This window comes from Microbacterium sp. 05N427, assembly GCF_056397105.1.
The window spans coordinates 1-26335 of the sequence record NZ_JBFTMT010000016.1 but is presented as its reverse complement, the minus strand read 5'-3'; the positions used below and the strand labels follow the sequence as shown (position 1 = coordinate 26335).

25 protein-coding genes and 1 pseudogene are annotated in these 26335 nt (G+C 69.6%); 10 read left to right on the top strand and 16 right to left on the bottom strand.

The genetic code is table 11. From position 1 onward, the window contains the following. Positions 1 to 27 precede the first annotated feature (27 nt). The 6 genes from atpE to prmC all read right to left on the bottom strand — a co-directional run bounded on the left by atpE (position 28) and on the right by prmC (position 4570). Positions 28 to 264, bottom strand: a complete 237-nt coding sequence (gene atpE, locus AC1DG4_RS15340) for a F0F1 ATP synthase subunit C (protein ID WP_292716640.1) — start codon at positions 262 to 264, stop codon at positions 28 to 30. A gap of 49 nt (positions 265 to 313) precedes the next feature. Then, on the bottom strand, positions 314 to 1099 hold the full coding sequence (gene atpB / locus AC1DG4_RS15335; RefSeq protein ID WP_477380924.1) for a F0F1 ATP synthase subunit A: 786 nt from the start codon (positions 1097 to 1099) through the stop codon (positions 314 to 316). A 121-nt stretch (positions 1100 to 1220) separates the two neighbouring features. Beyond that, entirely contained in the window at positions 1221 to 1772 is a 552-nt protein-coding gene (locus AC1DG4_RS15330; RefSeq protein WP_477380925.1) for a hypothetical protein, read from the bottom strand. Continuing rightward, positions 1769 to 2914, bottom strand: a complete 1146-nt coding sequence (locus AC1DG4_RS15325; protein WP_477380927.1) for an MraY family glycosyltransferase — start codon at positions 2912 to 2914, stop codon at positions 1769 to 1771. The genes AC1DG4_RS15330 and AC1DG4_RS15325 overlap by 4 nt, the downstream gene beginning before the upstream one ends. A gap of 24 nt (positions 2915 to 2938) precedes the next feature. Then, positions 2939 to 3613 carry an L-threonylcarbamoyladenylate synthase gene (locus AC1DG4_RS15320; protein ID WP_477380929.1) on the bottom strand — a complete coding sequence of 225 codons (675 nt, stop codon included), beginning with the start codon at positions 3611 to 3613 and terminating at the stop codon, positions 2939 to 2941. Positions 3614 to 3712: 99 nt separating this feature from the next. Further along, on the bottom strand, positions 3713 to 4570 hold the full coding sequence (gene prmC, locus AC1DG4_RS15315; RefSeq protein ID WP_477380931.1) for a peptide chain release factor N(5)-glutamine methyltransferase: 858 nt from the start codon (positions 4568 to 4570) through the stop codon (positions 3713 to 3715). A gap of 138 nt (positions 4571 to 4708) precedes the next feature. Between prmC and cysK the strand changes: the two genes are divergently transcribed. Further along, positions 4709 to 5647, top strand: coding sequence for a cysteine synthase A (gene cysK / locus AC1DG4_RS15310; RefSeq protein WP_477380933.1), 939 nt, complete (start codon positions 4709 to 4711; stop codon positions 5645 to 5647). Next, positions 5647 to 6231, top strand: a complete 585-nt coding sequence (gene epsC / locus AC1DG4_RS15305) for a serine O-acetyltransferase EpsC (protein WP_477380935.1) — start codon at positions 5647 to 5649, stop codon at positions 6229 to 6231. The genes cysK and epsC overlap by 1 nt, the downstream gene beginning before the upstream one ends. Positions 6232 to 6238: 7 nt before the next feature. Here the strand turns inward: epsC and AC1DG4_RS15300 are convergent, their stop codons facing one another. Further along, positions 6239 to 6661, bottom strand: coding sequence for a hypothetical protein (locus AC1DG4_RS15300; protein WP_477380937.1), 423 nt, complete (start codon positions 6659 to 6661; stop codon positions 6239 to 6241). 59 nt (positions 6662 to 6720) lie between these two features. Between AC1DG4_RS15300 and AC1DG4_RS15295 the strand changes: the two genes are divergently transcribed. Next, positions 6721 to 7785 (top strand): DNA polymerase IV, encoded by a 1065-nt coding sequence (locus AC1DG4_RS15295; RefSeq protein WP_477380939.1) that lies wholly within the window; start codon positions 6721 to 6723, stop codon positions 7783 to 7785. 25 nt (positions 7786 to 7810) lie between these two features. On the opposite strand, the gene prfA is transcribed toward AC1DG4_RS15295, so the two are convergent. From prfA to lysA, 5 genes are all read right to left on the bottom strand, one after another. Next, positions 7811 to 8890 carry a peptide chain release factor 1 gene (gene prfA, locus AC1DG4_RS15290; protein ID WP_477380941.1) on the bottom strand — a complete coding sequence of 360 codons (1080 nt, stop codon included), beginning with the start codon at positions 8888 to 8890 and terminating at the stop codon, positions 7811 to 7813. A gap of 32 nt (positions 8891 to 8922) precedes the next feature. After that, positions 8923 to 10887, bottom strand: coding sequence for a transcription termination factor Rho (gene rho / locus AC1DG4_RS15285; protein ID WP_477380943.1), 1965 nt, complete (start codon positions 10885 to 10887; stop codon positions 8923 to 8925). A gap of 197 nt (positions 10888 to 11084) precedes the next feature. Next, positions 11085 to 12056: a homoserine kinase gene (gene thrB / locus AC1DG4_RS15280; protein WP_477380982.1), complete on the bottom strand. Its 972-nt coding sequence runs from the start codon at positions 12054 to 12056 to the stop codon at positions 11085 to 11087. A 10-nt stretch (positions 12057 to 12066) separates the two neighbouring features. Further along, entirely contained in the window at positions 12067 to 13386 is a 1320-nt protein-coding gene (locus AC1DG4_RS15275; RefSeq protein WP_477380945.1) for a homoserine dehydrogenase, read from the bottom strand. Then, entirely contained in the window at positions 13383 to 14861 is a 1479-nt protein-coding gene (gene lysA / locus AC1DG4_RS15270) for a diaminopimelate decarboxylase (RefSeq protein ID WP_477380947.1), read from the bottom strand. The genes AC1DG4_RS15275 and lysA overlap by 4 nt, the downstream gene beginning before the upstream one ends. A gap of 157 nt (positions 14862 to 15018) precedes the next feature. Between lysA and AC1DG4_RS15265 the strand changes: the two genes are divergently transcribed. Together AC1DG4_RS15265 and AC1DG4_RS15260 are read left to right on the top strand one after the other, a co-directional pair. After that, positions 15019 to 15405: a VOC family protein gene (locus AC1DG4_RS15265; protein WP_477380949.1), complete on the top strand. Its 387-nt coding sequence runs from the start codon at positions 15019 to 15021 to the stop codon at positions 15403 to 15405. 431 nt (positions 15406 to 15836) lie between these two features. After that, the gene (locus AC1DG4_RS15260) at positions 15837 to 16997 is read left to right on the top strand and encodes a YihY/virulence factor BrkB family protein (protein WP_477380951.1); all 1161 of its coding nucleotides are present in this window, start codon (positions 15837 to 15839) and stop codon (positions 16995 to 16997) included. Between the two features lie 10 nt (positions 16998 to 17007). Here AC1DG4_RS15260 and AC1DG4_RS15255 read toward each other — a convergent pair whose 3' ends face one another. From AC1DG4_RS15255 to AC1DG4_RS15245, 3 genes are read right to left on the bottom strand one after another with little or no spacing between them, the layout of a single operon-like run. Continuing rightward, complete coding sequence (locus AC1DG4_RS15255; RefSeq protein ID WP_477380953.1) at positions 17008 to 17943, bottom strand: LmeA family phospholipid-binding protein; 936 nt, start codon at positions 17941 to 17943, stop codon at positions 17008 to 17010. A gap of 1 nt (position 17944) precedes the next feature. Beyond that, complete coding sequence (gene argS / locus AC1DG4_RS15250) at positions 17945 to 19612, bottom strand: arginine--tRNA ligase (protein ID WP_477380955.1); 1668 nt, start codon at positions 19610 to 19612, stop codon at positions 17945 to 17947. A gap of 12 nt (positions 19613 to 19624) precedes the next feature. After that, positions 19625 to 20680 carry an N-acetylglucosamine kinase gene (locus tag AC1DG4_RS15245; protein WP_477380957.1) on the bottom strand — a complete coding sequence of 352 codons (1056 nt, stop codon included), beginning with the start codon at positions 20678 to 20680 and terminating at the stop codon, positions 19625 to 19627. A 111-nt stretch (positions 20681 to 20791) separates the two neighbouring features. Between AC1DG4_RS15245 and AC1DG4_RS15240 the strand changes: the two genes are divergently transcribed. The 5 genes from AC1DG4_RS15240 to AC1DG4_RS15220 are packed head-to-tail and all read left to right on the top strand — an operon-like array spanning position 20792 to position 25871. Beyond that, a complete protein-coding gene (locus tag AC1DG4_RS15240) occupies positions 20792 to 21733 on the top strand; it encodes a MurR/RpiR family transcriptional regulator (protein WP_477421323.1) in 942 nt (313 codons plus the stop codon). Further along, on the top strand, positions 21730 to 22482 hold the full coding sequence (locus tag AC1DG4_RS15235) for a sugar isomerase domain-containing protein (RefSeq protein WP_477380961.1): 753 nt from the start codon (positions 21730 to 21732) through the stop codon (positions 22480 to 22482). Before AC1DG4_RS15240 ends, AC1DG4_RS15235 begins: the two co-directional genes overlap by 4 nt. 55 nt (positions 22483 to 22537) lie before the next feature. Then, positions 22538 to 23950, top strand: a complete 1413-nt coding sequence (ngcE, locus tag AC1DG4_RS15230) for an N-acetylglucosamine/diacetylchitobiose ABC transporter substrate-binding protein (RefSeq protein WP_477420379.1) — start codon at positions 22538 to 22540, stop codon at positions 23948 to 23950. Next, entirely contained in the window at positions 23950 to 24972 is a 1023-nt protein-coding gene (locus AC1DG4_RS15225; protein WP_477380965.1) for a carbohydrate ABC transporter permease, read from the top strand. Before ngcE ends, AC1DG4_RS15225 begins: the two co-directional genes overlap by 1 nt. Continuing rightward, entirely contained in the window at positions 24969 to 25871 is a 903-nt protein-coding gene (locus AC1DG4_RS15220; protein ID WP_477380967.1) for a carbohydrate ABC transporter permease, read from the top strand. The genes AC1DG4_RS15225 and AC1DG4_RS15220 overlap by 4 nt, the downstream gene beginning before the upstream one ends. 71 nt (positions 25872 to 25942) lie before the next feature. Here the strand turns inward: AC1DG4_RS15220 and AC1DG4_RS15215 are convergent. After that, positions 25943 to 26335, bottom strand: a pseudogene (locus AC1DG4_RS15215) (gfo/Idh/MocA family oxidoreductase); the annotation flags it as partial.

Below are 26335 nucleotides of genomic sequence, written 5' to 3'. Positions count from 1 at the left end.
CTGTCTCCTTCGGGATTCGGGTACGGATTACGGGAAGGGGATGAAGCCGACGGCGATGCCGATGAACGCAAGCGCCTCGGTGAAGGCGATGCCGATCCACATCAGAACCTGCAGGCGACCGGCCAGCTCGGGCTGGCGGGCGACACCCTCGATCGTCTTGCCGACGACGATGCCCACGCCGATGGCCGGGCCGATGGCGGCGAGGCCGTAGCCGATTGCCGCGAGGTTGCCGTTGACTGCTGCGAGAACCGTAGTAGCGTCCACGGGTTTTTCCTTTCGTTGTGGGCGGCAGGTTCGCCGCCCGCAGGGGTTGTCAGTGCTCTTCTGCGACCGCGAGCTGGATGTAGACCGCGGTGAGGACGGTGAAGACGTAAGCCTGGAGGACAGCGACCAGGATCTCGAGAGCGGTGAAGGCACCGCCGAAGGCGAGGGTTCCGATACCGAGCGCGGCCCAGCCGCCGCCCGCCGTGAAGAAGAAGAACCAGGTCGCCGAGAAGCACAGCACGAGCAGCATGTGCCCGACGACCATGTTCATCAGGAGTCGCAGCATCAGCGTGACCGGGCGGATCACGAACGTCGAGATGAGCTCGATCGGCGTGACGATGAAGTACACCGGCCACGGCACACCGGACGGGAACAGCGCGTTCTTGAAGAAGTTCTTCGGGCTCTTCTTGAGACCGGCGTAGATGAAGGTCACGTAGCTGACGACAGCGAGCGTCAGCGGCACGGCGGCCACGCTGGATCCGGCGATGTTCAGGAACGGGATGATGCCCGTGATGTTGAAGAACAGCGTCATGAAGAAGATCGTGGTGAGGATCGGCAGGAACCGGTCGCCGTCCTTGCGGCCGAGCAGGTCGTGCGCGATGCCGCCGCGGACGAAGTCGAGGCCCATCTCGACGACGCTCTGGAAGCGGCCGGGGACGATCTTCATCCGACGGGTGCCGAGCACCAGGAACAAGACGATCGCGACCGTGGAGATGGCCTGCACCAGCGTGATGCGGTGTACGGTCAGACCAAAGAGGTTGAACAGTTCGCCGGGGAAGAACTCGTCGATCGACGGACCGTGGAACCCGCCGTTGTCGGCCAGTCGAGGGATCATGGTCGCAGCAAGATTAAACAGCGCGGGCTCCAACTTCGGGGCACCGGGGGCTACCGGGGCGTCGGTCGATGTGCTTCACAGCGCAGCGCTCGCGTGACGAGCGGGCTCGGGTTCCAGCCTATCAGACCCGTGAGTTGCCTGAATCCGCGTCCGGAGCCTGCTGGGAACCCTTTCCTGCCCCCGGGGCGACGTCCTCGGGGGCGATCGTCGGCAGGGACGCATCGCTCACGACGGGGAGGCGCATCTTCAGGAACACGACGGCGTCGATCGCGAGCGAGACGACCACCCCCGCGAGCAGCGCCCAGAAGAAGATGATCGGCTCCAGCCAGGGCTGCCCGCGCAGCACCAGGATGAGGACGAAGAACAGCCCGAGCTTGAGGAACCAGCCACCCATCACGATGGCGAAGAACAGCTGCACGTACAGCTCCTGACCGAACCACCGGTTCGCGATGAGGATGCTGGCGGCGGTGATCGCCCCGAAGAGCACGGCGATGAGCGCACCGATCAGGCCGCTCCACACCCCGGGGGCGCCCTTGAGCACTCCCCCGATGATCCCCGCGACGATCGCGAGCACGACCGCGGCGGCGCCCGACGCGATGAGCGCCGTGCGCAGGATCGGGGTGCTGGTGACGGGATTCGATCCGGAGGAGGGCTGGTGGCTCGCGGAGCTCATTTCGATTCCTTCTGGGTGGCGCGCGGGCGCGACGGGATGAGGGTGACGACGAGGCACGCCGCGGCCCCGACGATGCCGAAGACCACGCCGGCCGCGTACTCGCCGTACCAGCCCTCTCGGGAGCCGATGTACATCAGCAGCACGGCGATCGAGATGATCGCGGTCCAGGCGTAGAAGATGAGGACCGCGTCGCGTCCGCGGTGCCCGAGGTCCAGCATGCGGTGGTGCAGGTGCTTGCGGTCAGGCGAGAACGGCGACTTGCCCGCGCCCATGCGGCGCAGCACGGCGAGGCCGAAGTCGAGCAGCGGCAGGAGCACGACCACGACGGGCAGCAGGATCGGGATGAACGCTCCGAGCAGCTGGGAGCGACCGATCTGCGCGTTCGTGAGCTCGGCCGGGTTCAGCTGGCCGGTGATGGCGACCGCGCTCGTCGCCATGAGCAGACCGATCACCAGTGCGCCGGAGTCGCCCATGAAGAGCTTCGCGGGGCTCCAGTTCATCGGCAGGAAGCCGATGCATGCCCCGATCAGCACCGCGGCGATGAACGGGGCGAGGCTGAAATAGCTGGACTGGCCGATGTCGCGGGCGATGATGTACGAGTACGCGAAGAACACGCCGTTCGCGATGAGGCAGACACCCGCGACCAGACCGTCGAGTCCGTCGATGAAGTTCACCGCGTTCATCACGATCACGATCGCGAACATCGTGATCACGATGCTCAGCGCGTTGGATGCGATCACCGGTTCGGGAAGCGGGAGCGAGGCGATCTGGAGGCCTCCGACGATCGTGACCAGGCCGGCCGCCAAGAACTGCGCGCCGAGCTTGATCATCCAGTCCAGATCCCACAGATCGTCGATCACGCCCACGATCGCGATGAGCAGGACCGCCCCGAGCACCGACCACATCGTCTGCGGCTGCGCCCAGATGATGTGGAAGAACGGACTCGCCGCGCTGGCGGCGAAGGCGGCGAAGATGCCGAGCAGCATCGCCACTCCCCCGAGCCGCGGCGTCGGTGTGGTGTGCACGTCCCGTTCACGGATGCTGGGGTACAGCTTGAATCGCAGGCTCAGCTGCCACACCGCCCACGAGCAGACCAGGGTCACGGCTGCCGTGAGGATCACGGTGAACAGGTACTGCTTCACGTCGTCGCTCTCCTCCGCCCGGGATCAGGGCTGCTCGTCGAGCAGGTCCCCGAGCACGCGGGCGAGCTCGTCGCGGGAGATCGCGCCCTCGCGGAGCACGCGCACCTTGGCGTCCTCGCCCCCGGGGCGCACGAGCGAGGTGGCGTCGATGATCGTGGAGGCGATACCGCGGGTCGCGGGTCCGGCGTCGAGGTAGACCTCGATGCTGTCGCCGAGCATGCTCTTCGCCTGGTCGAGCTCGACGGCGGCGGGCTCTCCGGTGAGGTTCGCGCTGGAGACCGCGAGCGGACCGGTCTCCTCGAGCAGCGCGAGCGCGACTCGGTGATCGGGCATGCGCACCGCGACGGTGCCGTGGGTCTCGCCGAGATCCCAGACCAGCGAGGGCTGCGATGGCAGCACGATGGTGAGGCCGCCCGGCCAGAACTCGTCGACCAGGCGCTGCACGGGCTCGGGCACGGTCTCCACAAGGGCGGCGAGGGTGGCAGTGCTGCCGACCAGGACGGGAGGCGGCTGCTGGCGACCTCGTCCCTTGGCGTCGAGCAGGCGCTGCACCGCGGCGGGGCTGAAGGCGTCGGCGCCCACGCCGTAGACGGTGTCGGTGGGGAGCACGACCAGCTCGCCACGGCCGATGGCCAGACGGGCCTGGCGCATACCGGTGAGGATCTGATCCGCGTCGCGGCTATCGAAGACTGAGGACATGACCGCCCCAGTCTACGGGGCGCAACACCGTACGCCCTGAGCGGGGCGCCGAATCTCGGGCGTCGACCCTCGACCGGCGGCCTGCCGCGGCGGATCCGGCTACGGGCGGAGAGCGGTCGTCGCGCGGTCCCGGTGTGTGAGGTCCCTGTGCGTGGCGGCGGCGTGCCAGCCGTCCTGCGCCAGGAGCTCCCGGATCGCCGCGCCCTGCACCTCCGCATGCTCGAGCACGAGAGTGCCGCCAGGGTGCAGCAGCTCCCACGCCCGATGACTGATCGCGCGCACCACGTCGAGGCCGTCCGGGCCGCCGTACAGCGCGAGCGCGGGGTCGTGCAGACGCACCTCGGGGTCGCGCGGGATGGCGTCGTCCGGCACGTACGGCGGATTGGAGATGACCACGTCCACCGTGCCGTCGAGCTCCGTCAGCGCAGCAGCGAGGTCTCCGAGCACGAGCGAGAGGTTCTCCTGCCCCGCGGTGTTCCGCAGCGCCCAGGCGTGCGCCTCGGGCGAGAGCTCGACCGCGTGCACCCGCGCGTGCGGCACCTCCGTCGCGAGGGCCAGGGCGATCGCCCCTGACCCGGTGCAGAGGTCGACGCCGACCGGGGAGGGCGAGGCGGCCGCGAGGAGCGCGTCGATCGCGAACTGCGCGACGATCTCGGTCTCGGGCCGCGGCACGAACACGCCGGGGCCCACGGCCAGCTCGAGGTGGCGGAAGGGCGCGGTGCCGGTGAGATGCTGCAGCGGCTCCCTCGCGGCCCGGCGCGCGACGAGCCCGGCCAGCGCCGTCTGGTCCTCGTCGGTCAGCACGTCTCCGCGGATCGTCGCGGCCTGCACGCCGCCGCGGCCGAGCCCCAGGACGTGCCCGATGAGCAGTTCGGCGTCGACGGAAGGATCCGGCACGCCGGACTCGCCGAGGGTGGTCGCGGCGCGGCGAAGGGCTTCGGCAAGGGGCACGGACATAGTCCTCCAGCGTAATGCGGGCGTCACATTCACCGGGCGCACACACCCTCGTCCTAGGCTGTGCTCGATCGGGTCCTCCTCAGTACCGGGACGGGGCCGTCGCATCAGCGAAGAAGTGCGCCCATCGAAAGGTCCGTCATGGCAGGCATCCACTCCGACATCACCAGCACGTTCGGCAACACCCCGCTCGTCAGGCTGAACCACGTCACCGAGGGCCTCGACGCCACGGTGCTGGTCAAGCTCGAGTCCTTCAACCCCGCCTCGAGCGTCAAGGACCGCATCGGGATCGCCATCGTCAACGCCGCGGAGGCGTCCGGCGAGCTGAAGCCCGGCGGCACGATCGTCGAGGCGACGAGCGGCAACACCGGCATCGCCCTGGCCATGGTCGGCGCAGCGCGCGGCTACCGCGTGATCCTGACGATGCCCGCGTCGATGTCGAAGGAGCGCCGCGTGCTGCTGAAGGCGTTCGGCGCCGAGCTCGTGCTGACCGACCCCACGCTGGGCATGAAGGGCGCGATCGAGAAGCTGCAGGAGATCATCGCGGAGACGCCGGGCGCCGTCTGGGCCCGCCAGTTCGAGAACGCCGCGAACCCGCAGATCCACCGCGAGACCACCGCGCAGGAGATCCTGCGCGACACCGACGGCAACGTCGACTTCTTCGTCGCAGGCATCGGCACCGGCGGCACGATCACGGGCACCGGTCAGGCGCTCAAGGCGGCCAACCCCGAGGTGAAGGTCATCGCCGTCGAGCCGACCGACTCCCCGCTGCTCAGCGAGGGGCACCCCGGACCGGCGAAGATCCAGGGCATCGGCCCGAACTTCGTCCCCGCGATCCTGGACCGCGACGTCATCGATGAGATCATCACTGCCGGTTTCGACGAGTCCCTCACCACGGCCCGCGATCTGGCGGCGAAGGAGGGCCTCCTGGTCGGCATCTCCGCCGGGGCGGCCGTCGCCCAGGCGCTGAAGGTCGCCGCGCGTCCCGAGAACGCCGGCAAGACCATCGTCGTGATCGCCCCGGACACCGGGGAGCGCTACCTGTCCACCGCGCTGTTCGAGGACCTGCGCGAGGACTGATGCCGCACTCTGGCATGTCGTGGGCCGGGCGGGTGCGCGAGGACATCGCATCCGCCCGGCTTCGCGACCCCGCCGCACGCGGCGGATTCGAGATCGCGGTGCTCTACCCCGGCCTGCACGCCATCTGGGCGCACCGGATGAATCACGCCCTCTGGATGCGCGGCTGGCGCTTCCCGGCCCGGATGGGGTCGCAGGTCGCCCGCTGGCTCACCGGCGTCGAGATCCACCCCGGCGCCACGATCGGTCGCCGCTTCTTCATCGACCACGGCATGGGCGTCGTGATCGGGGAGACCGCGGAGATCGGTGACGACGTGATGCTCTACCACGGCGTCACGCTCGGCGGCCGCACCCGCGATGCGGGCAAGCGTCACCCCACCCTGCAGGACGGCGTCGTGGTGGGCGCCGGCGCGAAGATCCTCGGCCCCGTCGTGATCGGAGCGCGCTCCGCGATCGGCGCGAACGCTGTCGTCACGAAGGATGCGCCGGCCGACTCCGTGCTCACCGGGGTCCCCGCCAGGGCGAGGCCACGCGTCGAGGGCGAGAACACGGCACGGATCCTGTCGGTCCCCGACTACTCGATCTGACTCGCGATCAGCGCTTCTTGGCCGCGGCCTTGAGCGCAGCAGCCTCGCGCACCTCGCGTTTGATCAGCAGCAGCGGCAGCACGACCGTGCACAGCGCGGTGATGATCCAGACGACGACGGGTCCGAGGATCCAGCCCAGGGCATCGGTGATTCGCAGGCCCCCGATGGGCAGCAGCACGACGATGAGCAGCGCCGCGAACGTGGAGATGATGCCGATCCCGCCCAGCAGAGCCGGCGCGTAGCGATTGGCCATCGACGTGATCCACGGCGCGAGCAGGCTCTGCAGCACCGTGAAGATCAGCACGCACAGCACGAAGCCCCACCACTTGCTCCACTCGATCGTGAAGCCCGTCAGCAGCAGATCCGCCACGATGAGACCGAGCGCCGATGACGCGAGGAAGATCAGGGTGCGCGTGAAGAAGAGGCCCATAGCCGGAGCATAGCGCGGGACGGGTGCGCGCCGGGCTCCCGCCGCGTACTGTCGGGGTCATGCGCTGGGTGCTCCACGTGGACCTCGACCAGTTCATCGCGGCCGTCGAGGTGCTGCGCCGTCCCGAACTCGCCGGGCTCCCCATCATCGTGGGCGGACGCGGGGATCCCACCGAGCGCGCGGTGGTGTCGACCGCGTCCTACGAGGCCCGCACGTTCGGCGTGGGATCGGGGATGCCGTTGCGGATCGCCGCCCGCAAGGTGCCGGATGCGGTGATCCTGCCCGTGGACGCCCCCGCGTATCTGGCCGCCTCCGCCGAGGTCATGTCGGTGCTCCGCGCCCAGCCAGGGGCCGTGGTGCAGGTGCTGGGCTGGGACGAGGCGTTCGTGGGCGTCGACACGGACGATCCGGAGGCTTACGCGCGGCGCCTGCAGCAGGCCGTCCTGGACCGCACCCGGCTGCACTGCAGCGTCGGGATCGGCGACACGCTCGTGCGGGCGAAGATCGCGACCGGCTTCGGCAAGCCGCAAGGCGTCTTCCGGCTTACCGCCGAGAACTGGGACGCGGTGATGGGTGCGCGAGCGGTGATCGAGCTGTGGGGCGTCGGCACGAAGGTCTCGAAGCGGCTCCTCGCCCTCGGCATCCGCACGGTCGCCGATCTCGCCACGGCGCCGGAGCCCGCGCTCACCGCCGAGTTCGGTCCGCGGATGGGCCTCTGGTACCAGGAGCTCGGCCGCGGCGGCGGATCTGCCGTCGTCGACGACACGCCCTGGGTTCCGCGCGGGCACAGCCGCGAGACCACCTACCAGACCGACCTCGCCGACCGTGCGGAGATCGAGCGGGCTGCGCTGGCGCTGCTCGAGCAGGTCCTGGACGACGTGACCGAGGACGGACGGCCCGTGGTCGGCCTCGGGCTGAAGGTGCGCTACGCGCCGTTCACGACGAAGACGTTCACGAAGCGCATCCCGGAGACCGCCGACCGCGAGGTCGTCGTGGCGAAGGCGAAGGAGCTCATCGCCCGGATCGCCCCCGACCGGCCGGTGCGCCTGCTGGGGATGCGCGCGGAGATGGCGCTGCCGGCGGATGCGCGAGACGGTCGTACGCCCACGCGCGGCGCCTGGTGAGGCGCCGTCCGCATCTGTCGCGTGCTCAGGCCTCGGTGCCGAGGGCGGCGAGCCGCGCCTCCTCGTCCGCGTGGATCGCGGACTCGATGATCGGCTCGAGCGCGCCGTCCATCACCTGGTCGAGGTTGTAGGCCTTGAAACCGGTGCGGTGATCCGCGATCCGGTTTTCCGGGAAGTTGTAGGTGCGGATCCGCTCCGAGCGGTCCATGCCGCGGATCTGCGAGCGCCGTGCGTCGGAGGCCGCGGCGTCGAGCTCCTCCTGCTGCTTCGCGAGCAGCCTGGCACGCAGCACGCGCATGGCCGCCTCGCGGTTCTGCAGCTGCGACTTCTCGTTCTGCATCGAGACGACGATTCCGGTCGGCACGTGCGTGATCCGCACGGCGGAGTCGGTCGTGTTCACGGACTGGCCGCCGGGACCGGACGAGCGGAACACGTCGATCTTGAGGTCGTTCTGGTTGATCGCGATCTCGTCGGGCTCGTCGACCTCGGGGAACACCAGCACGCCCGTCGTGGACGTGTGGATGCGTCCCTGCGACTCCGTCGCCGGGACGCGCTGCACCCGGTGCACGCCGCCCTCGTACTTGAGGTGCGCCCAGACGCCCTGGGAGGGGTCCGTCGAGGATCCCTTGATCGCGACCTGCACGTCCTTGTAGCCGCCGAGATCCGACTCGGTGCGCTCCAGGAGCTCTGTCTTCCAGCCCTTGGACGCGGCGTACTGCACGTACATGCGCAGCAGATCGGCGGCGAAGAGGGCGGATTCGGCTCCGCCCTCCCCCGCCTTGATCTCCATGATCACGTCGCGCGCGTCGTCCGGATCCCTCGGGATCAGCAGGCGCCGGAGCTTCTCCTGCGCGACCTGCAGCCCCGACTCCATGCCCGGGATCTCCGCCGCGATGGACTCGTCCTCGCGGGCGAACTCCCGCGCGGTCTCGAGATCCTCGCCCGCGGCGATCCAGTCGTCATGCGCCTTCACGATACGGCTGAGCTCGGCGTAGCGGCGGTTGACCCGCTTCGCCCGCGCGGCGTCGGCGTGCACCTCGGGGTCGGAGAGCTCCCTCTCCACCCTGCGGTGCTCGTCGCGCAGCGACTCGACCTGCTCGAACATGACGACCGGATCCCTGGCTCAGGCGCCGCGGATCAGCGGATGCTGTTCTCGGACGCGTGGCTGTGGCCCGTGCCGGAGGCCGGCTTGCCCAGCTGCGCGTTCTGCATCTGCAGCAGGAACTCGACGTTCGACTCGGTCTCCTTGAGCTTGCCGAGGACGACCTCGAGGGCCTGCTGCGGGTCGAGCCCGGCGAGGGCGCGGCGCAGCTTCCAGGTGATCTTGACCTCGTCGGGGCTCAGCAGCATCTCCTCGCGACGGGTCGAGGACGCGTTGACGTCCACGGCCGGGAAGATCCGCTTGTCGGCCAGCGCGCGGCTGAGCCGCAGCTCGCTGTTGCCGGTGCCTTTGAACTCCTCGAAGATGACCTCGTCCATCTTGGATCCGGTCTCCACGAGCGCGGTCGCGAGGATCGTGAGCGATCCGCCGTTCTCGATGTTCCGCGCGGCGCCGAAGAAGCGCTTCGGCGGGTAGAGCGCCGAAGCGTCCACGCCACCGGTGAGCACGCGGCCGGAGGCCGGAGCGGCGATGTTGTATGCGCGGCCGAGGCGGGTGATCGAGTCGAGCAGCACGACCACGTCGCGGCCCAGCTCGACGAGGCGCTTGGCGCGCTCGATCGCGAGCTCGGCGACCGTGGTGTGGTCCTCCGCAGGGCGGTCGAAGGTCGAGGCGATGACCTCGCCCTTGACCGTGCGCTGCATGTCGGTGACCTCTTCGGGACGCTCGTCGACGAGCACGACCATGAGGTGCACCTCGGGGTTGTTCTGCGCGATCGCGTTGGCGATCTGCTGCAGCACGATCGTCTTGCCGGCCTTCGGGGGCGCGACGATGAGTCCACGCTGGCCCTTGCCGATCGGGGCGACCAGGTCGATGATGCGCTGCGTGAGCTTCTCCGGCGCCGTCTCCAGGCGCAGACGCTCCTGCGGGTAGAGCGGGGTCAGCTCGGAGAACTCGACGCGGTTCGCGGCGTCGTCCGTGCTCAGGCCGTTGATCGAGTCGACCTTGACCAGCGCGTTGTACTTCTGGCGACCCTGCTGCTCGCCCTCGCGGGGCTGCTTGATCGCGCCGACGACCGCGTCGCCCTTGCGCAGGTTGTACTTCTTGACCTGGCCGAGGGAGACGTACACATCGCTGGGACCGGACAGGTAGCCGGCGGTGCGCACGAACGCGTAGTTGTCGAGCACATCGAGGATGCCTGCGATCGGGATGAGGACGTCGTCCTCGCCGATCTCGGTCTCGAACTCGTCGATGTTCTGGTTCGTGCCGCCGCGGCGCTTGTTGCGCTGACGGCCGCGGGCACTGCCGTCCTCGTCGGCATCCTGGGCGCCGCCACGGCCGCTCTGGTTGTTCTGGTTGCCCTGGCTACCGTTCTGGTTGCCCTGGTTGCCGTTGCCCTGGCCGTTCTGGTTGCCCTGGTTGCCGTTGCCCTGGCCGTCCTGACCGCCGTTGCGGTTGCGGCTGCGCGAACGGGACCGGCTGCGGCTGCGGCCGCTCGTCTCCTCGCCGCCGTCCGCGGAATTGTCCGCCGACTGCGCATCGGCGGACGCCGACTCGGCGGGCGCCTCCTTCACTGCAGGCTCGGATGCGGCCTCGGCCGGAGCGTCCGCGGCGGACTCCGCCGGGGCGTCCTCGGTCTTCTTCGCCCKGCTGCGACGCGGGGCCTTCGCCTTCGGAGCGGCCTCGGCCGGAGCATCGGCGGCGGGCGCCTCCGCGACGGGAGCCGCCTCGACGGCTGCCGTGTCAGCCGGGGCGTCCTCGGTCTTCTTCGCCCGGCTGCGACGCGGGGCCTTCGCCTTCGGAGCAGCCTCGGCGGGAGCCTCGGCGGCGGGTGCGACCTCGGCGGCGGCGGGCGCGGCCTCAGCGGCCTTCGCCGCAGCCGCAGCCGTCGCCGTGTTCGCACGGCGCGGGGCGCGCTTGCGCGGCGCCTTGGGTGCGTCCTCTGCGGACGCGTGATCGGCCGAAGCCGAAGTGTCGATCTGGGTCTCGGAGATAGTCTCCACGAGTACTCCTCTTGTAAGTCGTGGGTATTTCGGCGCGCACACGGCAGATGCCGGGGCGCGACCGCACGATCATGCCGAGAACAGGCTGTCCCCTGCATGCCACCCGGGGAACACGCACGTATAGAGCTCGGTGACCGGCTCGTCCTGCGGTTTCGGGTGCTGTGCGGCTGACGCAGGAAGTGCGTCGCGGGTCGGGATCACGATTGTGACGAAGAACCCTCCGCTAGTTCCCTCACTGTACCACCTCGCACATCGACGGCGACCATCTGCGGGATCCACGGAGTGTCCGTGACCGCGTCGGCGATCCGCACCGCTTCGAGGCGGCTGCCCGGCCCGTCGCACAGCACCAGCACGCTGGGACCGGCACCGGAGACGACCGCTGCGAACCCTTCCGCGCGCAGGGCGCGCACGAGCCGGTTCGTCTCGGGCATCGCGGGTGCGCGGTAGTCCTGGTGCAGCCGGTCATCCGTCGCGTCCAGGAGCACGTCGGGACTCTGGGTGAGCGCAGCGATGAGGAGGGCGGAGCGGGAGACGTTGAACACCGCGTCCTCGCTCGGCACCTGCTCGGGCTGCAGGCTGCGCGCCGCCTTCGTCGACATCGTGTAACCGGGCACGAGCACGAGCGGGGAGACCCCGCGGTGCACGAGCAGCTTCTTGTGCTGCGGACCGCGTGCGGCGGTCCAGGCGATGGTCAGACCGCCGAACAGAGCCGGTGCGACGTTGTCGGGGTGCCCCTCGAGCTCCGTCGCGAGACGAAGCAGCGCGGCGTCGTCGAGCTCGACGATCCCCGCCAGGAGCCCCTTCGCGGCCAGCACGCCGGCGGCGACCGCGGCGCCGGAGGAGCCGAGGCCGCGCCCGTGCGGCACGCCGTTGCGCGCCACGAGACGGATCCCCGGCATCGCGACGCCCGCGTCGGCGAAGACGTGCGCGATCGAGCGGACGACGAGATTGGACGCATCGCGGGCGATCTCCTCCGCGCCGGATCCGGAGACCTCGACCTCGAGCAGCCCCGACTCGAGGGCCGTGACCTCGAGCTCGTCGTACATGCTGAGCGCGAGGCCCAGGGTGTCGAACCCGGGGCCGAGGTTGGCGCTCGTGGCGGGGACGCGCACCTCGACGGTGCGCCCCGGCATCGGCACTTCGGCGGGCTCAGGGACCGGGCGGAGCATGGAACTCACGTCACTCCCCCTCGACGCGCAGCACCGACAGCACGCGGGTGACCGCGTCGCTGTCTGCGAGGCGGGCGACGGTCTCGCTGAGCGCCTGCTCGGTGGCGCGGTGAGTGCCGATCACGATGCGGGCGGTGCTGCTCTCCTCGCCCCGCTCGATCGTCTGCAGCGCGGTCGCGATGGAGACGCCGTGGTCGCTGAGGATCCCGGCCACGGTCGCGAGCACGCCGGTGACATCGGCGACCTCGATCGTGATCTGGTAACGCGTGGTGATGTGGCCGAACGGCGCCATCGGCAGATTCTGCCTGGCCGACTCCCCCACGCCCACGCCGCCGGCGATGTGGCGGCGCGCGGCGGAGACCACGTCGCCGAGCACGGCCGACGCGGTCTGCACACCGCCCGCACCCGCCCCGTAGAACATGAGCGGGCCGGCGGCCTCGGCCTCGACGAACACCGCGTTGTTGCCGCCGTGCACGCTCGCCATCGGGTGTTCGCGGTCGATCAGCGCCGGATACACGCGCACCGAGACGGCGTCCCCGCCGTCCTCCGGCAGGCGCTCGCACACCGCGAGCAGCTTGATCACGTAGCCCGCGCGACGGGCATCGGCGATCATGTCGGCCGTCACGGACTCGATGCCCTGGCGATGCACGTCGTCGAGCGAGACCTGCGTGTGGAACGCGAGGCTGGCCAGGATCGCGGCCTTCTGCGCGGCGTCGTACCCCTCGAGGTCGAGGGAGGGATCCGCCTCGAGATAGCCGAGCTCGGTGGCGATCCGCTGCGCCTCCTGGGCGCTCAGGCCCTGGCGGTCCATGGAGTCGAGGATGTAGTTCGTGCTGCCGTTGACGATGCCGAAGATGCGCTTGATCCGGTCGCCGGCGAGCGAGTCGCGCAGCGGACGGATGATCGGGATCGCCGCGGCGACGGCTGCCTCATATGACACGGAGGCGCCGACCTGATCCGCGGCCTCGAAGATCTCCGCGCCATGGGTGGCGAGCAGCGCCTTGTTGCCCGTGACGACGTCGGCCCCGCTGCGCAGCGCCTGCAGCACGTAACCGCGCGCAGGCTCGATCCCGCCCATGAGCTCGATCACGATGTCCGCGCTCTGGATCAGTGCCTCGGCGTCGGTCGTGAGCAGCTCGCGCGGCAGCTCCGCGTCGCGCGGGGCATCCACGTCGCGGACCAGGATCCCCGCGAGCTCGAGACGGGCGCCGCTGCGCTCGGCGAGGTCGCTCTGGTGCTCGAGGAGCAGGCGCGCGACCTGCGATCCTACGGATCCCGCCCCGAGCAGGGCGACGCGGAGGGTGCGGCGAAGGCCGTCGAGTTCCGTCATGCTTCTCCTTCTCCGGCGCGAGCGCCGGTGGCTTCCTTCGTCCGGCGGGCGGCGATGCCGGCGTCGCGGGAGAGGAGGTCGTCGAGGGTCTCCCCCCGCACGATCACCCGCGCGTGGCCGTCGCGGACGGCGACGACCGCGGGGCGCGGGGTGTGGTTGTAGTTGCTGGACAGCGCGTGACAGTACGCGCCGGTCGCCGGCACCGCGAGCAGGTCGCCCGGGGTGACGTCGGAGGGGAGGTACTCGTGATCGACGACGATGTCCCCCGATTCGCAGTGCGAGCCCACGACGCGCGCGAGCACCGGTGCGCCCGTGCCCTCGCGGGAAGCGATGCGCGCGGAGTACTGGGCGCCGTACAGGGCGGGCCGGGCGTTGTCGCTCATGCCCCCGTCGACGCTCACGTAGAGCCGGTCTCCGCGCTCGCCGAGCGGCACCTCCTTGGTGGTGCCGACCTCGTACAGGGTGATGCCGGCCTGGCCGATGACGGCGCGGCCCGGCTCGAACGCGAGCGTGGGGATCGGGATCCCGCGCACCTCGCACTCGCGCGCGACCGCCTCGACGATCGCCGCAGCGAGTTCCTCGATGGGGGTCGGGTCATCGGCCGCGGTGTAGGCGATGCCGAAGCCGCCGCCGAGGTTGAGCAGGGGCAGCTCCCCGCCCTCGCGCAGTTCGGCGTGCAGATCGACGACGCGCGAAGCCGACTCGGCGAAGCCGGCGGATCCGAAGATCTGGGATCCGATGTGGCAGTGCAGGCCGCGCAGCTTCAGGCTCGGGATCTCGCGGATCCTCTCGACGAGCGCAGGCGCCGCCTCGAGCGAGGTGCCGAACTTCTGGTCCTCGTGCGCGGTGGCGAGGAAATCGTGCGTCTCCGCATGCACGCCGCTGTTCACGCGGAGCAGCACCCTCTGAACGTATCCGTCCGCCCCCGTGCCGTTGCCCGCGGCGCTGCGGCGCTCGGCGATCGCGCCGAGGCGCTCGATCTCGATGGCGGAGTCGAGGATGATCGTGCCGACGCCGACCTCGACCGCGCGCTCCAGCTCGGCGACGCTCTTGTTGTTGCCGTGGAAGCCGATCCGCGACGGCTTGACGCCGGCGGCGAGCGCGATCTCGAGTTCTCCGCGACTGCAGACGTCGACGCGCAGCCCCTCCTGGGTGACCCAGCGCGCGACCTCGGTGCTGAGGAACGCTTTGCCCGCGTAGTACACGCGCGCCTTCGTGCCGTGAGCGGCCGCCGCGGTGTCGAACGCGCCCTTGATGCGCGCCGCGTGGGTGCGCACCTCGGCTTCGTCGAGCACATAGAGGGGGGTGCCGAAACGGGCACGCAGTTCGGCGACTCCGACACCGCCGAACTCGAGCCCTCCGTCGGCGTCGCGCCGCGCCGAGGCGGGCCACACCCCCGGGGCGAGATCGTTCGGATCGGCCGGTTCCTTCAGCCATTCCGGGGCGAGCGCGTCGTCGGGCGATGCGGGAAGCACAGGGCACCAATCGTCGTGGGTGTCTCGGGTGTTCGAGCCCGGCCCAGAGCGTGCCGAGTTCTGAGAATTCTAAAGCACGGCGCCGGTGCGCCCCGACGGGTGTGACGCCGCAGGACGGCGTAGCGCGGCACGCCGGCGCGTCTGGTTGGATGACGGGATGCGCGGATTCCATCACGTCGAGCTCTGGGTCGTCGACATGACGCGGGCTGCCGTCGAATGGGGTTGGCTTCTCGAGCAGGTCGGCTTCGAGCAGGACAAGACGTGGGCCGACGGCTGCTCCTGGCGGGCCGGGGATGCCTCTCTGACGATCTGCTCGGCTCCGGCGCTGCACGGAGATCGCCACGATCGTCGCCTGCCCGGACTGAACCACCTGGCTTTCCACGGCGGATCCCGCGCCGAGGTCGACGCGCTCATGGCTGACGCGGCTTCGCACGGCTGGCAGCCTCTGTACGCCGAGCGCTATCCGTACGCCGGCGGCCCAGATCACTACGCCGGGTGGCTCGAGAACGAAGACGGGTTCAAGGCCGAGATCGTCGCGGACTGACAGCGCGTCCATCGCCCGCCTCGGATCCCGCCCGCAGGGCTCGCTCCCCGGCTGCACCGGATCCCGCCGAATACACCGGAACTTCACGCCAATAAGCCGTGCTCTCGCCAGCAAACCGTGCTCTCGCCAGCAAACCGTGCACTCGCCACCAAGCCGTGCACTCGACAACGACCCGTGCACTCGCCACCAAGCCGTGCACTCGCCACCAAGCCGTGCACTCGACAGCAACCCGTGCACTCGCCAGCAACCAGTGACCTCGGGAGCAAACTCCGCACGCGCTCCCACCGACACGCCCTGTGCAGCCCCCGGACTCCGGCACCCCAGATCCGCGTCGTCCCCGTGAGCGCACACCATAGCGTCCCCTCACGGGGACGACGCGGAGGGGACGACGCGGAGGTGAGAGGGAACGGGCGCCTCGGTACGCTCGACGCATGGGCACCCGGACCGACTCCGAGCAGGCACCGACGAAGCCGTGGATCGCACGGACCCTGGACGCCGCCATCGCGCGCGGGCTGCGGTGGCGCATCGTGCGCGCGTGGCTGCTCTACGCGGAGAAGCACGGCCCGGCTCTCGCCGACGGCGTCACCTACCGGGCTCTGTTCAGCGTGTTCGCGGCGGTGCTCCTCGGGTTCACGCTCGCGGGACTCTGGCTGTCGGGGAATCCTCAGGCGCTGGCGGCGCTCGTGGAAGCCGTCGACAGAGTCATCCCCGGGCTGGTCGGCCACGGCGGCATCGTCGATCCGGACTCCATCCGCGCCCCTGCCGGCCTGTCGATCGCGGGGGTCGCCTCGCTCGTCGGTCTCGTGGGTGCCGCGCTGGGCGCGATCGCATCGCTGCGGATCGCGCTGCGCACGCTCGCCGACCGGATCGCGGACGACGTGCTCTGGTACTGGGTGCTGCTGCGCAACCTCGGTCTCGCCGTGGCCATCGCGGTCGCGTTCGGGCTTACCTCGGCGATCACCGTCCTCAGCAGCCTCGGGGTGACCTGGGTGGCCGGACTGCTGGGCGACACCCACTCCATCGCCGCGATCTGGCTCGAACGCCTCCTCGCGGTCGTGATCATCTACGTGCTCGATGCCGCGGTGATCGCGGGCCTCTTCGCCGTGCTGTCGGGCGTGCGCGCCCCCGCGAAGCGGCTGTGGCAGGGAGCCGCCCTGGGCGCGGTCGGGCTGCTCGTGCTGCAACAGCTGTCCAGCCTGTTCCTCGGCGGCGCGAAGTCCAACCCGCTGCTCGCCTCGTTCGCAGCGCTCGTGGCGCTGCTGCTCTGGCTGAATCTGTCCGCGCAGGTGCTGCTGCTGGCCGGCGCGTGGATCATCGTCGCCGTCGAGGATGAGGAGGACCGGCCCCTCGGCCGCGCCCGTTCCCTCGCCGAACGCCGGCTGGACCGCGCCGAGCTTCTGCTGCGCGCGGCCGAGGCCGAGCGGGACGCCGCACGCGAGCAGCTCGGCAAGGAGCACCCTGACGCGCTGGCCGAGCGGGACGCGGTGCTCGCCGAACCCGAGCCGACCCCGCGCCCACCGTGGTACCGGCGCCTCTTTCACCGCTCCGCTCGGCGCGGGGAGCATGCCGACGAGCGGAGCGGCACGTCTTAGCCGCTCCCGGCTAAGACGTAGGGCAGGTCCCGTTCTCGAGGAGCTTCGGATCCGTCGTGATCGCACTGTCTGCGGAGAACGTCGCCACCAGTGCTTCGCCCTCCACGCGCAGCCCGCTCAGGTGCACCCCCGCCGGCAGCCGATCGGCGATGCAGAGCATCTGCGTGGCGAACAGCGGCTTGAGCGCGCTCGCGAACGGCGAGGACGTGTCGGAGGCGTCCAGCGTCATCGCGCCGATCGTCGCCGAGGTCGGCGTGAAAGTGAGCTCTCCGCCCGCCGCACCCGGGGTGAGCGCGAGGGCGAGCGGCACGGTCGCGCCGAACAGCTTCACGGATCCGGTCGCTTTGACGTCCTTGCCGTCCAGCGTCACGGAGTCGATCGGGGTGGATCCCGCGGCCGCCGTGATGGCCTTCTCGAGCTGATCGGCCGTGATCCGGAAGGTGCCCTTGGCGCTCCCCAGCTCACCGCCGCGGATCGGCACGCCGGTCGCATCGACGTCCACCGCGCTCGTGATCGGTCCGATCGCGACGCTCCGGGAGGAGAGGCGCACGTCGTCCAGCCGGCCCGCCACGAGCTGCGGCAGCACGATCCCGCCGACGTTCACGTCGATCTGCTGATCCGCGGGGAGCTTCAGCGCCGTGATCACCTGAGAGCGGATCTGCTGCGCGACGACGGCCCGCGCCACGAACTCGCCGCCCACGACGAGCGCTGCGAGCACGACCACGATGATCCCGAGCACCCAGGGCCAGCGCGCACGCCTGCGCGGCGGCGGCACGGCCACGGGCGCGGACGGCAGCGGAGGCCGAGGCGGAAGCCCGGCACCGGACGCGGCGTCAGGAGCCGGAGACGCACCCGTCGGAGGCGGCAGCGGTACCGTCGGGTGCTCGAGACCGAGATCCCGCGGATACGGCTCGGTCGGGTGCGTGCCCTCTTCCGCGCCGCTCACGTCACATCCGCTCCGGCGCGGACACCCCGAGCAGGCCGAGGCCGTTGCGCAGCACCTGGCCCGTGGCATCGTTCAGCCACAGGCGCGTGCGATGCACGTCCTCGATGGGGTCGTCGCCCTGCGGGATCACGCGGCAGTTGTCGTACCAGCGGTGGTACAGGCCGGCGAGCTCCTCCACGTAGCGCGCGACCCGGTGCGGCTCGCGCACCTCGGCGGCGAACGCCACGATGCGCGGGAACTCCTGGAGCGCGCCGAGGAGCGCCGACTCGGTCTCGTGCGTGAGCAGCTCGGGCGCGAACACCGAGCGGTCCACGCCGGAGTCGGCGGCGTTGCGCGCGACATTGTGCGTGCGCGCGTGCGCGTACTGCACGTAGAAGACCGGGTTGTCGTTCGTGCGCTTCTGCAGCAGCTCGGGATCCAGCGACAGCGGGGAGTCGGCGGGCGAGCGCTCGAGCGAGTACCGCAGCGCGTCGGTGCCGAGCCACTCGCGCAGGTCGTCCATCTCGATGATGTTGCCGGCGCGCTTGCTGAGCCGGGCACCGCCCACGGACACGAGCTGCCCGATGAGCACCTCGACATCCTTCTCCGGATCGTCGCCGGCGGCGCCCGCGAGCGCCTTCAGACGGTGCACGTAGCCGTGGTGGTCCGCGCCGAGCAGGTAGATCTTGTGCTCGAAGCCGCGGTCGCCCTTGTTCAGGTAGTAGGCGGCGTCGGCGGCGAAGTAGGTGTACTCGCCGTTGGAGCGGCGGATCACGCGGTCCTTGTCGTCGCCGAAATCTGTCGTGCGCACCCACACGGCGTCGTCCTGGTCGAACACGTGGCCCTGCGCGCGGAGCCGGTCCACGGCCTGGTCGACGAGGCTGGGCGCGCCGTCCTCACCCTTCGCGTGCAGGATCCGCTCCGAGAACCAGACGTCGAACACGACGTTGAACTTCGCCAGCGAGTCCTTCTGCTCCGCCAGCTGGTACTGGTAACCGAGCTCCCGCGCGACCAGGAGCTGCTCGCTCCGCTCGAGCGAGAGGAAGTCGGGACGATCGGCCAGCACGCGCTGCGCGATGTCCGCGATGTAGCTGCCCGCGTAGCCGCCCTCCGGGGTCGGCTCGCCCTGGGCGGCGGCGACGATGGACCCGGCGAACCGCTCCATCTGCGCGCCCGCGTCGTTGATGTAGAACTCGCGGGCCACGGTCGCGCCGCTCGCGTCCAGCAGACGCGCGATGGCATCGCCGAGAGCCGCCCAGCGGGTGTGCCCGATGTGCAGCGGCCCTGTCGGGTTCGCCGAGACGAACTCGATGTTGATCGAACGGCCGGTCTGCGAGTCGTTGCGCCCGTACTCCTCGCCCGCATCCACGATCACCTTCGCAAGGGCGCCGGCGGCGCCGGCCTCGAGGCGCACATTGAGGAAGCCCGGCCCTGCGACCGAGGCCTCGGCGATGCCGTCCACGGCCCCGAGCCCGTCGGCGATCTGCTGCGCGAGCTCGCGCGGGTTCGCGCCGAACTGCTTCGCCAGGCGCATCGCGACGTTGGTCGCCCAGTCGCCGTGCTCGCGGTTGCGCGGACGCTCCAGCACGATGTCGCCCGCGGTGAGCGCAAGGGGCTCGCCCGGTCGTCGCTCGTCCGCGATGGGGGCGAGGACGGACAGGATCGCAGTGGCGAGGGCTTCGGGATTCATAGGCTATCGATTCTAGGGCGTGTCGCCCTTCGGAACCGTCCCGAGAGGGCTGGGGATCCCTGCGGGCGCCCCGGCGCGCATCGCCTCACCGATCCCCGCGCGCACCCGCGCGAGCGTCCGCTCGTCGACGTCGACGCCCGCGTGCCGCAGCGCGAGCATCGTCGCCCCGGCCGCGCCGCTGTCCACGAGCACGAACGGCACGTCGCCGAAGGCCTCTGCGACGTGCGCACGCAGCATCTGCTGCGGCGGGCCGGGACGCAGCACGATGCTCCCCCCGATCACGACGGGCCCCGGCCCTGCCTGCACGAGTCCGATCGTGCGCACCAGCTGCTCGCCCGCCTCGCGCAGGATCCCCTCCGCGACGGGATCGTGCTCCTCCGCCGCGTCGAACACGAGCGGCGCGAACGCGGAGAGCTGCACCGGCCGCTGCGCGTACAGCACGCGGATCAGGTGCTCCAGGCCAGCCGGGCGGCCATCGGTTCCCGGTGCGTGGGCGCCCTCCCCTGCGATGCCGGCGGCCTGCAGCACGCGCGGGGTGAGGATGCTCTCAGGACCGAGCCCGTCCAGCTCCGCGATGGCCGCCGCCGCCGCGCCGCGGCCGATCCAGAAGCCGCTCCCCCGATCGCCGAGGAGCCAGCCCAGCCCGTCCGCGGTGGCGACGATGCGGCCGCCCTCCACGCGCACGGCGCTCGCGCCGGTTCCGCACACCACGCCGTAGCCGACCGGAGCGACGGCGCCGCTCGCGTACATGGCCAGCAGATCCGATTCGAACGTCAGCGCCCCGGCGAAACCGTCTTCTTTCAGCGGATCGAGGATCCACTCCGACGCGCCGCCGCGCGAATCGTGTCCCGCCATCGCGACGACCATCCGAGACACGTCCGAAAGACGTGCCCCGCCCGCATCGAGAGCGGCGGCGATCGCGCCGCGCACCTCGGCGAGCGCGGCAGGAATCCCCGATGAAGTAGGGTTTCCGCTGCCACCACGGCCGAATCCGATGACGTGCCCCTCACTCGTCGCCAGCACCGCCCTGGTGGAGGTCCCTCCCGCGTCCACACCGATCACGAGCATGTTGAACCCCAATTTGTTATCTGTCCTACTTGATTTTTCATCCGCGACCCGATGAGAATGTTTTTCATCCGAACCATGTCGTTCCCCTACCCGTTTTCACCGGAGGCAATGGTGCCACTCTTGCAGGACRTCGGCAACGAGTTGTCGATCACGCAGCGCATCTCGCTGCGGCGTCCGGCGATGCCGAAGGCCATGGCGAAGATCGCCGACGTGATCGCGACGCACCCCACGGCCCCTGTCGAGCTGACCATCACCGAGCTCGCCGACCGGGCGGGCACCTCCGCCGCCACTGTCACCCGGTTCTGCCGCGCGATCGGCTTCGACGGCTACACGCAGTTCCGCGTCGGCGTCGCCGCCGAGTCGGGGCGAGGTGACGCCGGCACCACCTGGCGCACCGACATCGCCGACGACATCGGGCAGGACGACCCCGCCGACCGAGTGCTGCTCACTCTGCTCGGCCTGCACACCCGCAGCATGGAGATCACGACGGGCCTGTTGGATCTGGACGACGTCCAGCTCGTGGCCCGTGCGATCTCCGAGGCGCGGCACGTCGACATCTACGGGGTCGGCGGCAGCGGCGTCATCGCCGACGAGTTCCGCGGCCGCCTCTACCGGATCGGGGTGAACGCGCACTCCTGGTCGGACGTGCACGACGGCCTCACCAGCGCGGTGCTGCAGGACGGCTCCTCGGTCGCCGTGGGCATCTCCAACACGGGCCGCACCGAGGAGACCATCGAGATGCTCTCCCACGCCCGCGCGGCGGGAGCGCTCACCGTCGCGATCACGACCGACTCCGACTCGTGGCTGGCCTCCAGCGCGGACGTCGCGCTGATCACGGCGTCGGAGAACCCCGCGCAGCGCCCAGACGACCTCTCCATCAAGCACGCGCAGCTGCTCGTCATCGACCTGCTCTACGTGCTCGTGGCCCAGCGCACGCTCGGCCAGGCGGCGACGCGCCTCGCCGCGAGCGCGATGGCGGTCTCCGCGCACCGCCGTTCGTCTTCCCCTCTCGAAGAGCCCCGCCCCCGCCGAAAGAAGGAGTCCACCCGATGAGCGCCTCCCCTCAGGATCTGCTCCGCGAAGCCCAGACGCGCCTCGAGCGTCTCACCGCCGACGCGCAGAACGGCGCGCTGGACCCCGCGATCGACCTGCTCGTCACCGCGCTGCGCGACGGCGGCGTCATCCAGGCGTTCGGCACGGGGCACTCCGAGGCCTTCGCGATGGAGATCGCAGGGCGCGCGGGCGGGCTCATCCCGACCAACCGCATCGCGCTGCGCGACATCGTGCTGCACGGCGAGCGCCCGGCCGACGTGCTCACGGGATCCCTCGAGCGCGAGCCCTGGGTGGTCGACGAGCTCATGGCCGTCTCCCCCGTGACCGAGAACGACGTGTTCGTGATCGCCTCGAACTCGGGCGTCAACGGATCCATCGTCGGCGTGGCCCTGTGGGCGAAGGAGCACGGCCACAAGGTCATCGCGGTGACCAGCCTCGAGCACACCGCGCGCGTCGAGCCCAAGCACCCCAGCGGCAAGCGTCTCAGCGAGATCGCCGACGTGGTGATCGACAACCTCGCCCCCTACGGCGACTCCACCCTGCAGGTCACCGAGACCATCTCGGCGGGCGCGATCTCCTCGATCACGGCCGCGTTCATCGCCCAGCTGCTCACGCTCGGCGTCGCCCGCACCCTCGCCGAGGCCGGTGAGGTGCCGCCGATGTACATCTCCGCGAACATCCCTGGCGGCGACGAGCACAACGCGGCTCTCGAAGCCCGCTACCTCGATCGGCTCCGCCGCGGCGCCTGAGCGCCCCACAGACTCATCCTCTCCCTCACCCCTCACTAAGGAAGGCAACAATCACATGGAAACCAAAGACGCTTCCATCAGCCGCCGCTCGCTGCTGCGCGGTGCGGCGCTCGCGGCGGTCATGGTGCCCCTCGGCGTCAGCCTGGCGTCCTGCGCTGCCCCCGGCGGCAGCTCGGGCGGCGGTGCCGCCGGCGGCACGAAGTCGGCTGACAACCCGTTCGGCGTGGCCGCGAACTCCAAGGTCGACGCGGTGATCTTCGACGGCGGCTACGGCGTGGACTACGTCGAGAACGCGGCGAAGATCATGGGCAAGGGGAAGACCGGGGCCTCGGTCAAGGTCTCCGCCTCCACCAAGATCGCGCAGGAGCTGCAGCCGCGCTTCGTCGGCGGCAACCCGCCGGACCTCATCGACAACTCGGGCGCCAACCAGATCGGCTGGAACACGATCCTCGACCAGCTCGAGACGCTCGACGATGTTCTGGACGCGAAGAACCTCGAGGGCACCAAGATCAGCGACACGCTCTACGGCGGCGTCAAGGATCCCGGAACCTTCGACGGCAAGTTCGTCGCCCTGAACTACGTGATGACCGTCTACGGCATCTGGTACTCCGACAAGCTCTTCAAGGACAACGGCTTCACCGTCCCGAAGACCTGGCAGGACCTGAAGCCGCTCGGCGAGGCCGCGAAGGCCAAGGGCAAGTACCTCTTCGTCTGGGGCAAGGAGGCGGCGACGTACTACCAGACCCTCGTCGTCGACTCGGCCGTCATCCAGAGCGGTGACGACGTGCGCCTGCCGCTGGAGAACCTGAAGGAAGGCTGCTGGTCGCACCCGACCCTGCAGTCGATCCTGACCATCTTCTACGACCTCATCCAGGCCGGTTACATGAAGCCGGGCGGCGCGGGCACGCAGTTCACCCAGGCGCAGTCGCAGTGGAGCCTCGACGAGGCTGCTCTCCTCTACCCCTCGGGCTCGTGGATCGAGAACGAGATGAGGAAGCAGACCGCTGACGGCTTCACCATGAAGGGCATCGGCGAGATCCCCCTCGACGACAAGCAGACCACTCCGGCGGGCACCCTGCGCGCCGAGGCCGGCGAGCCGTTCATCGTCCCGACCAAGGCGAAGAACCCCGCGGGCGGCAAGGAGCTGCTGCGCACCATGCTGTCGAAGGAGTCCGCCACCGCGTTCGCCAAGAGCAAGCTGGCGCCGACCATCGTCAAGGACATCGTCCCCGCCGACGGCTTCGGATCCACGGCTCTGGTGTCGCAGAAGGAGCTCCTGGACAAGGCGGGCGACAACGTCTTCACCATCAAGGCGTTCGGCCTGTACGGCATGAACTCCGACCAGCTGCCGATCTGGAACTCGTTCCTCGACGGCAAGATGTCGGTCGCCGATATCACGAAGGCGCTGCAGGATCTGACCGACAAGATCCGTAACGACAGCTCCATCACCAAGATCGAGATCAAGTAATGACCATCAGCAGTCCGGAGATCGACGGTGGACTCGACACCGCCGCCGTGACTGCTGCTCGCGCGGGGGGCCGCAAGGCCCCCCGCCTCGGGCAGCGCCGGCTGACCCTCGACTACGTGTCGTTCCTGCTGGTGTTCCTCGTGCTGCCGGTGGCGCTGTTCCTCGTGTTCGTGATCTCACCGTTCATCCAGGCGCTCTACTACGCGATGACCAACTGGACCGGCTTCTCGCCGAACATGAGCTTCGTCGGACTGAACAACTTCGTGAAGCTGTTCCAGGATCCGACGTTCCTGCACGCGATGGGGAACAACATCCTCCTGGCGATCGTCGTGCCGCTGATCACGATCGTCATCGCCCTCGTCTTCGCGAGCATGGTGACCGTCGGAGGACCGTCCAGCGGCCAGGTGCGCGGGCTCAGGGGATCCAGCTTCTACCGCGTCGTGTCGTTCTTCCCGTACGTGATCCCCGCGATCGTCATCGCGATCCTGTGGAGCATGATCTACCAGCCGTCCAACGGACTTCTGAACGGTGTGCTGCGCAGTCTCGGCGTCACCAACATGATCGATTGGCTCGGCGACCAGCGCACGGCCATGGGCGCCACCATCTTCGTGATCGTGTGGAGCATGGTCGGCTTCTACATGGTGCTGTTCATCGCCGCCATCAAGGGGATCCCCGCAGAGACCCTGGAAGCCGCGCGCATCGACGGCGCAGGGCGGTTCCGCACGGTGGTCTCGATCCTGCTTCCGCAGATGCGCGACAACGTGCAGACCGCCTACATCTACCTGGGGATCATGGCTTTGGACGCCTTCGTCTACATGGCGGGCCTGAACGCGTCCGGCGGTCCGAACAACAGCACCCTGGTGATGAGCCAGTACCTGTTCCGCACCGCGTTCGAAAAGGGTCAGTTCGGTCTGGCCACGGCGATGGGCGTCGTGCTCGCGGTGATCACCCTGGTCTTCGCGGGTCTCGTGATCGGCGTGTTCCGCCTCGTCGGCGGCAAGGATGAAGGGGGACGCTCATGAGCCTCGACACGCGCGCGGCGGTGACCGTCGACAAGAAGGCGGCCAAGGCCATCCGCGGCTCCAAGTCGACCACCAGCGACAAGGTGGTGGGAGGCATCTCGCACACGGTGCTCGCGATCTGGGCGATCGTCGTGATCCTGCCGATGCTGTGGACACTGCTCGGCTCGTTCAAGACGACGAAGGAGATCTTCAAGTCGCCCTTCGGGCTCCCGGCCAACTGGAGCTTCGACAACTACGTCAACGCGTGGGTGAAGAACAACTTCGGGCCCATGTTCCTGAACACGGTCATCGTGGTGGGCTGCGCGCTGATCCTGGTGATGCTGCTCGGCGCGATGTGCGCCTACGTCCTCGCCCGGTTCTCCATCCCGGGCAGCAGGGTGATCTACTACCTCATGCTGGCCGGGCTCACCTTCCCGGTGTTCCTCGCCATCGTCCCCCTGTTCTTCATCCTGCAGGGCATGGGGCTGCTGAACACGCTCCCCGGGCTGATCATCACGTACGTCGCGTTCGCGCTGCCGTTCACGGTGTTCTTCCTGTACTCGTTCTTCAAGTCGCTGCCCTACGAGATTCAGGAGGCCGCGTACGTGGACGGCGCCAGCGAGTGGCGCACGTTCTTCCAGGTGATGCTGCCGATGGCACGGCCGGGGCTCGCCGCGGTGGCGATCATGAACTTCCTCGGCCTGTGGAACCAGTTCCTGCTGCCGATCTCGTTGAACACGAACCGGGACAACTACGTGCTGTCCCAGGGCATGGCGAGCTTCGCCTCGTCGGCCGGCTACCAGGTGGACTTCGGTGCCCTGTTCGCCGCGGTGATCATCACGATCGTCCCGGTGCTGTTCGTGTACATCCTGTTCCAGCGTCAGCTGCAGGGATCCGTCTCGCAGGGCACCTCGAAGTAGGCGCTCCCGCAACACCCCGAAGGGGCCGTCCTGTCCAGGACGGCCCCTTCTCTCATCGGTCGATGCCTGGATCAAGGCCTCGTGTCTTCGAGGGGTCGGCGCCGTGTGGGCTGGTGTGCCACGAAGTAGTCCCGGATCTCGTCCGGCACGACGGGGATCTGCTGCGGCCGGGAACCGGACCGGATCGAGAGAGCACCGGCGACTCCGGCCGCGACCGCATCACGAGCCGCCAACGGATTCGTATCGGTCGGCCGGCCGGAACGGACGAACTCCACGAACTCGCCCACCGTGAGCGGGTCCGCTCCCCCGTGCCCCCCATCACCGCCATCCTCGATCGGATAACGGACATGCCCGCCCTCGAGATAATCGCTGCGCGCATTCCAAAGACGGATCTCACCACCCGTACCGTCATCGAAGTTCTCGATCCGCCCCTCCGTGCCGATCACCGTGTAGTTACGCCAATA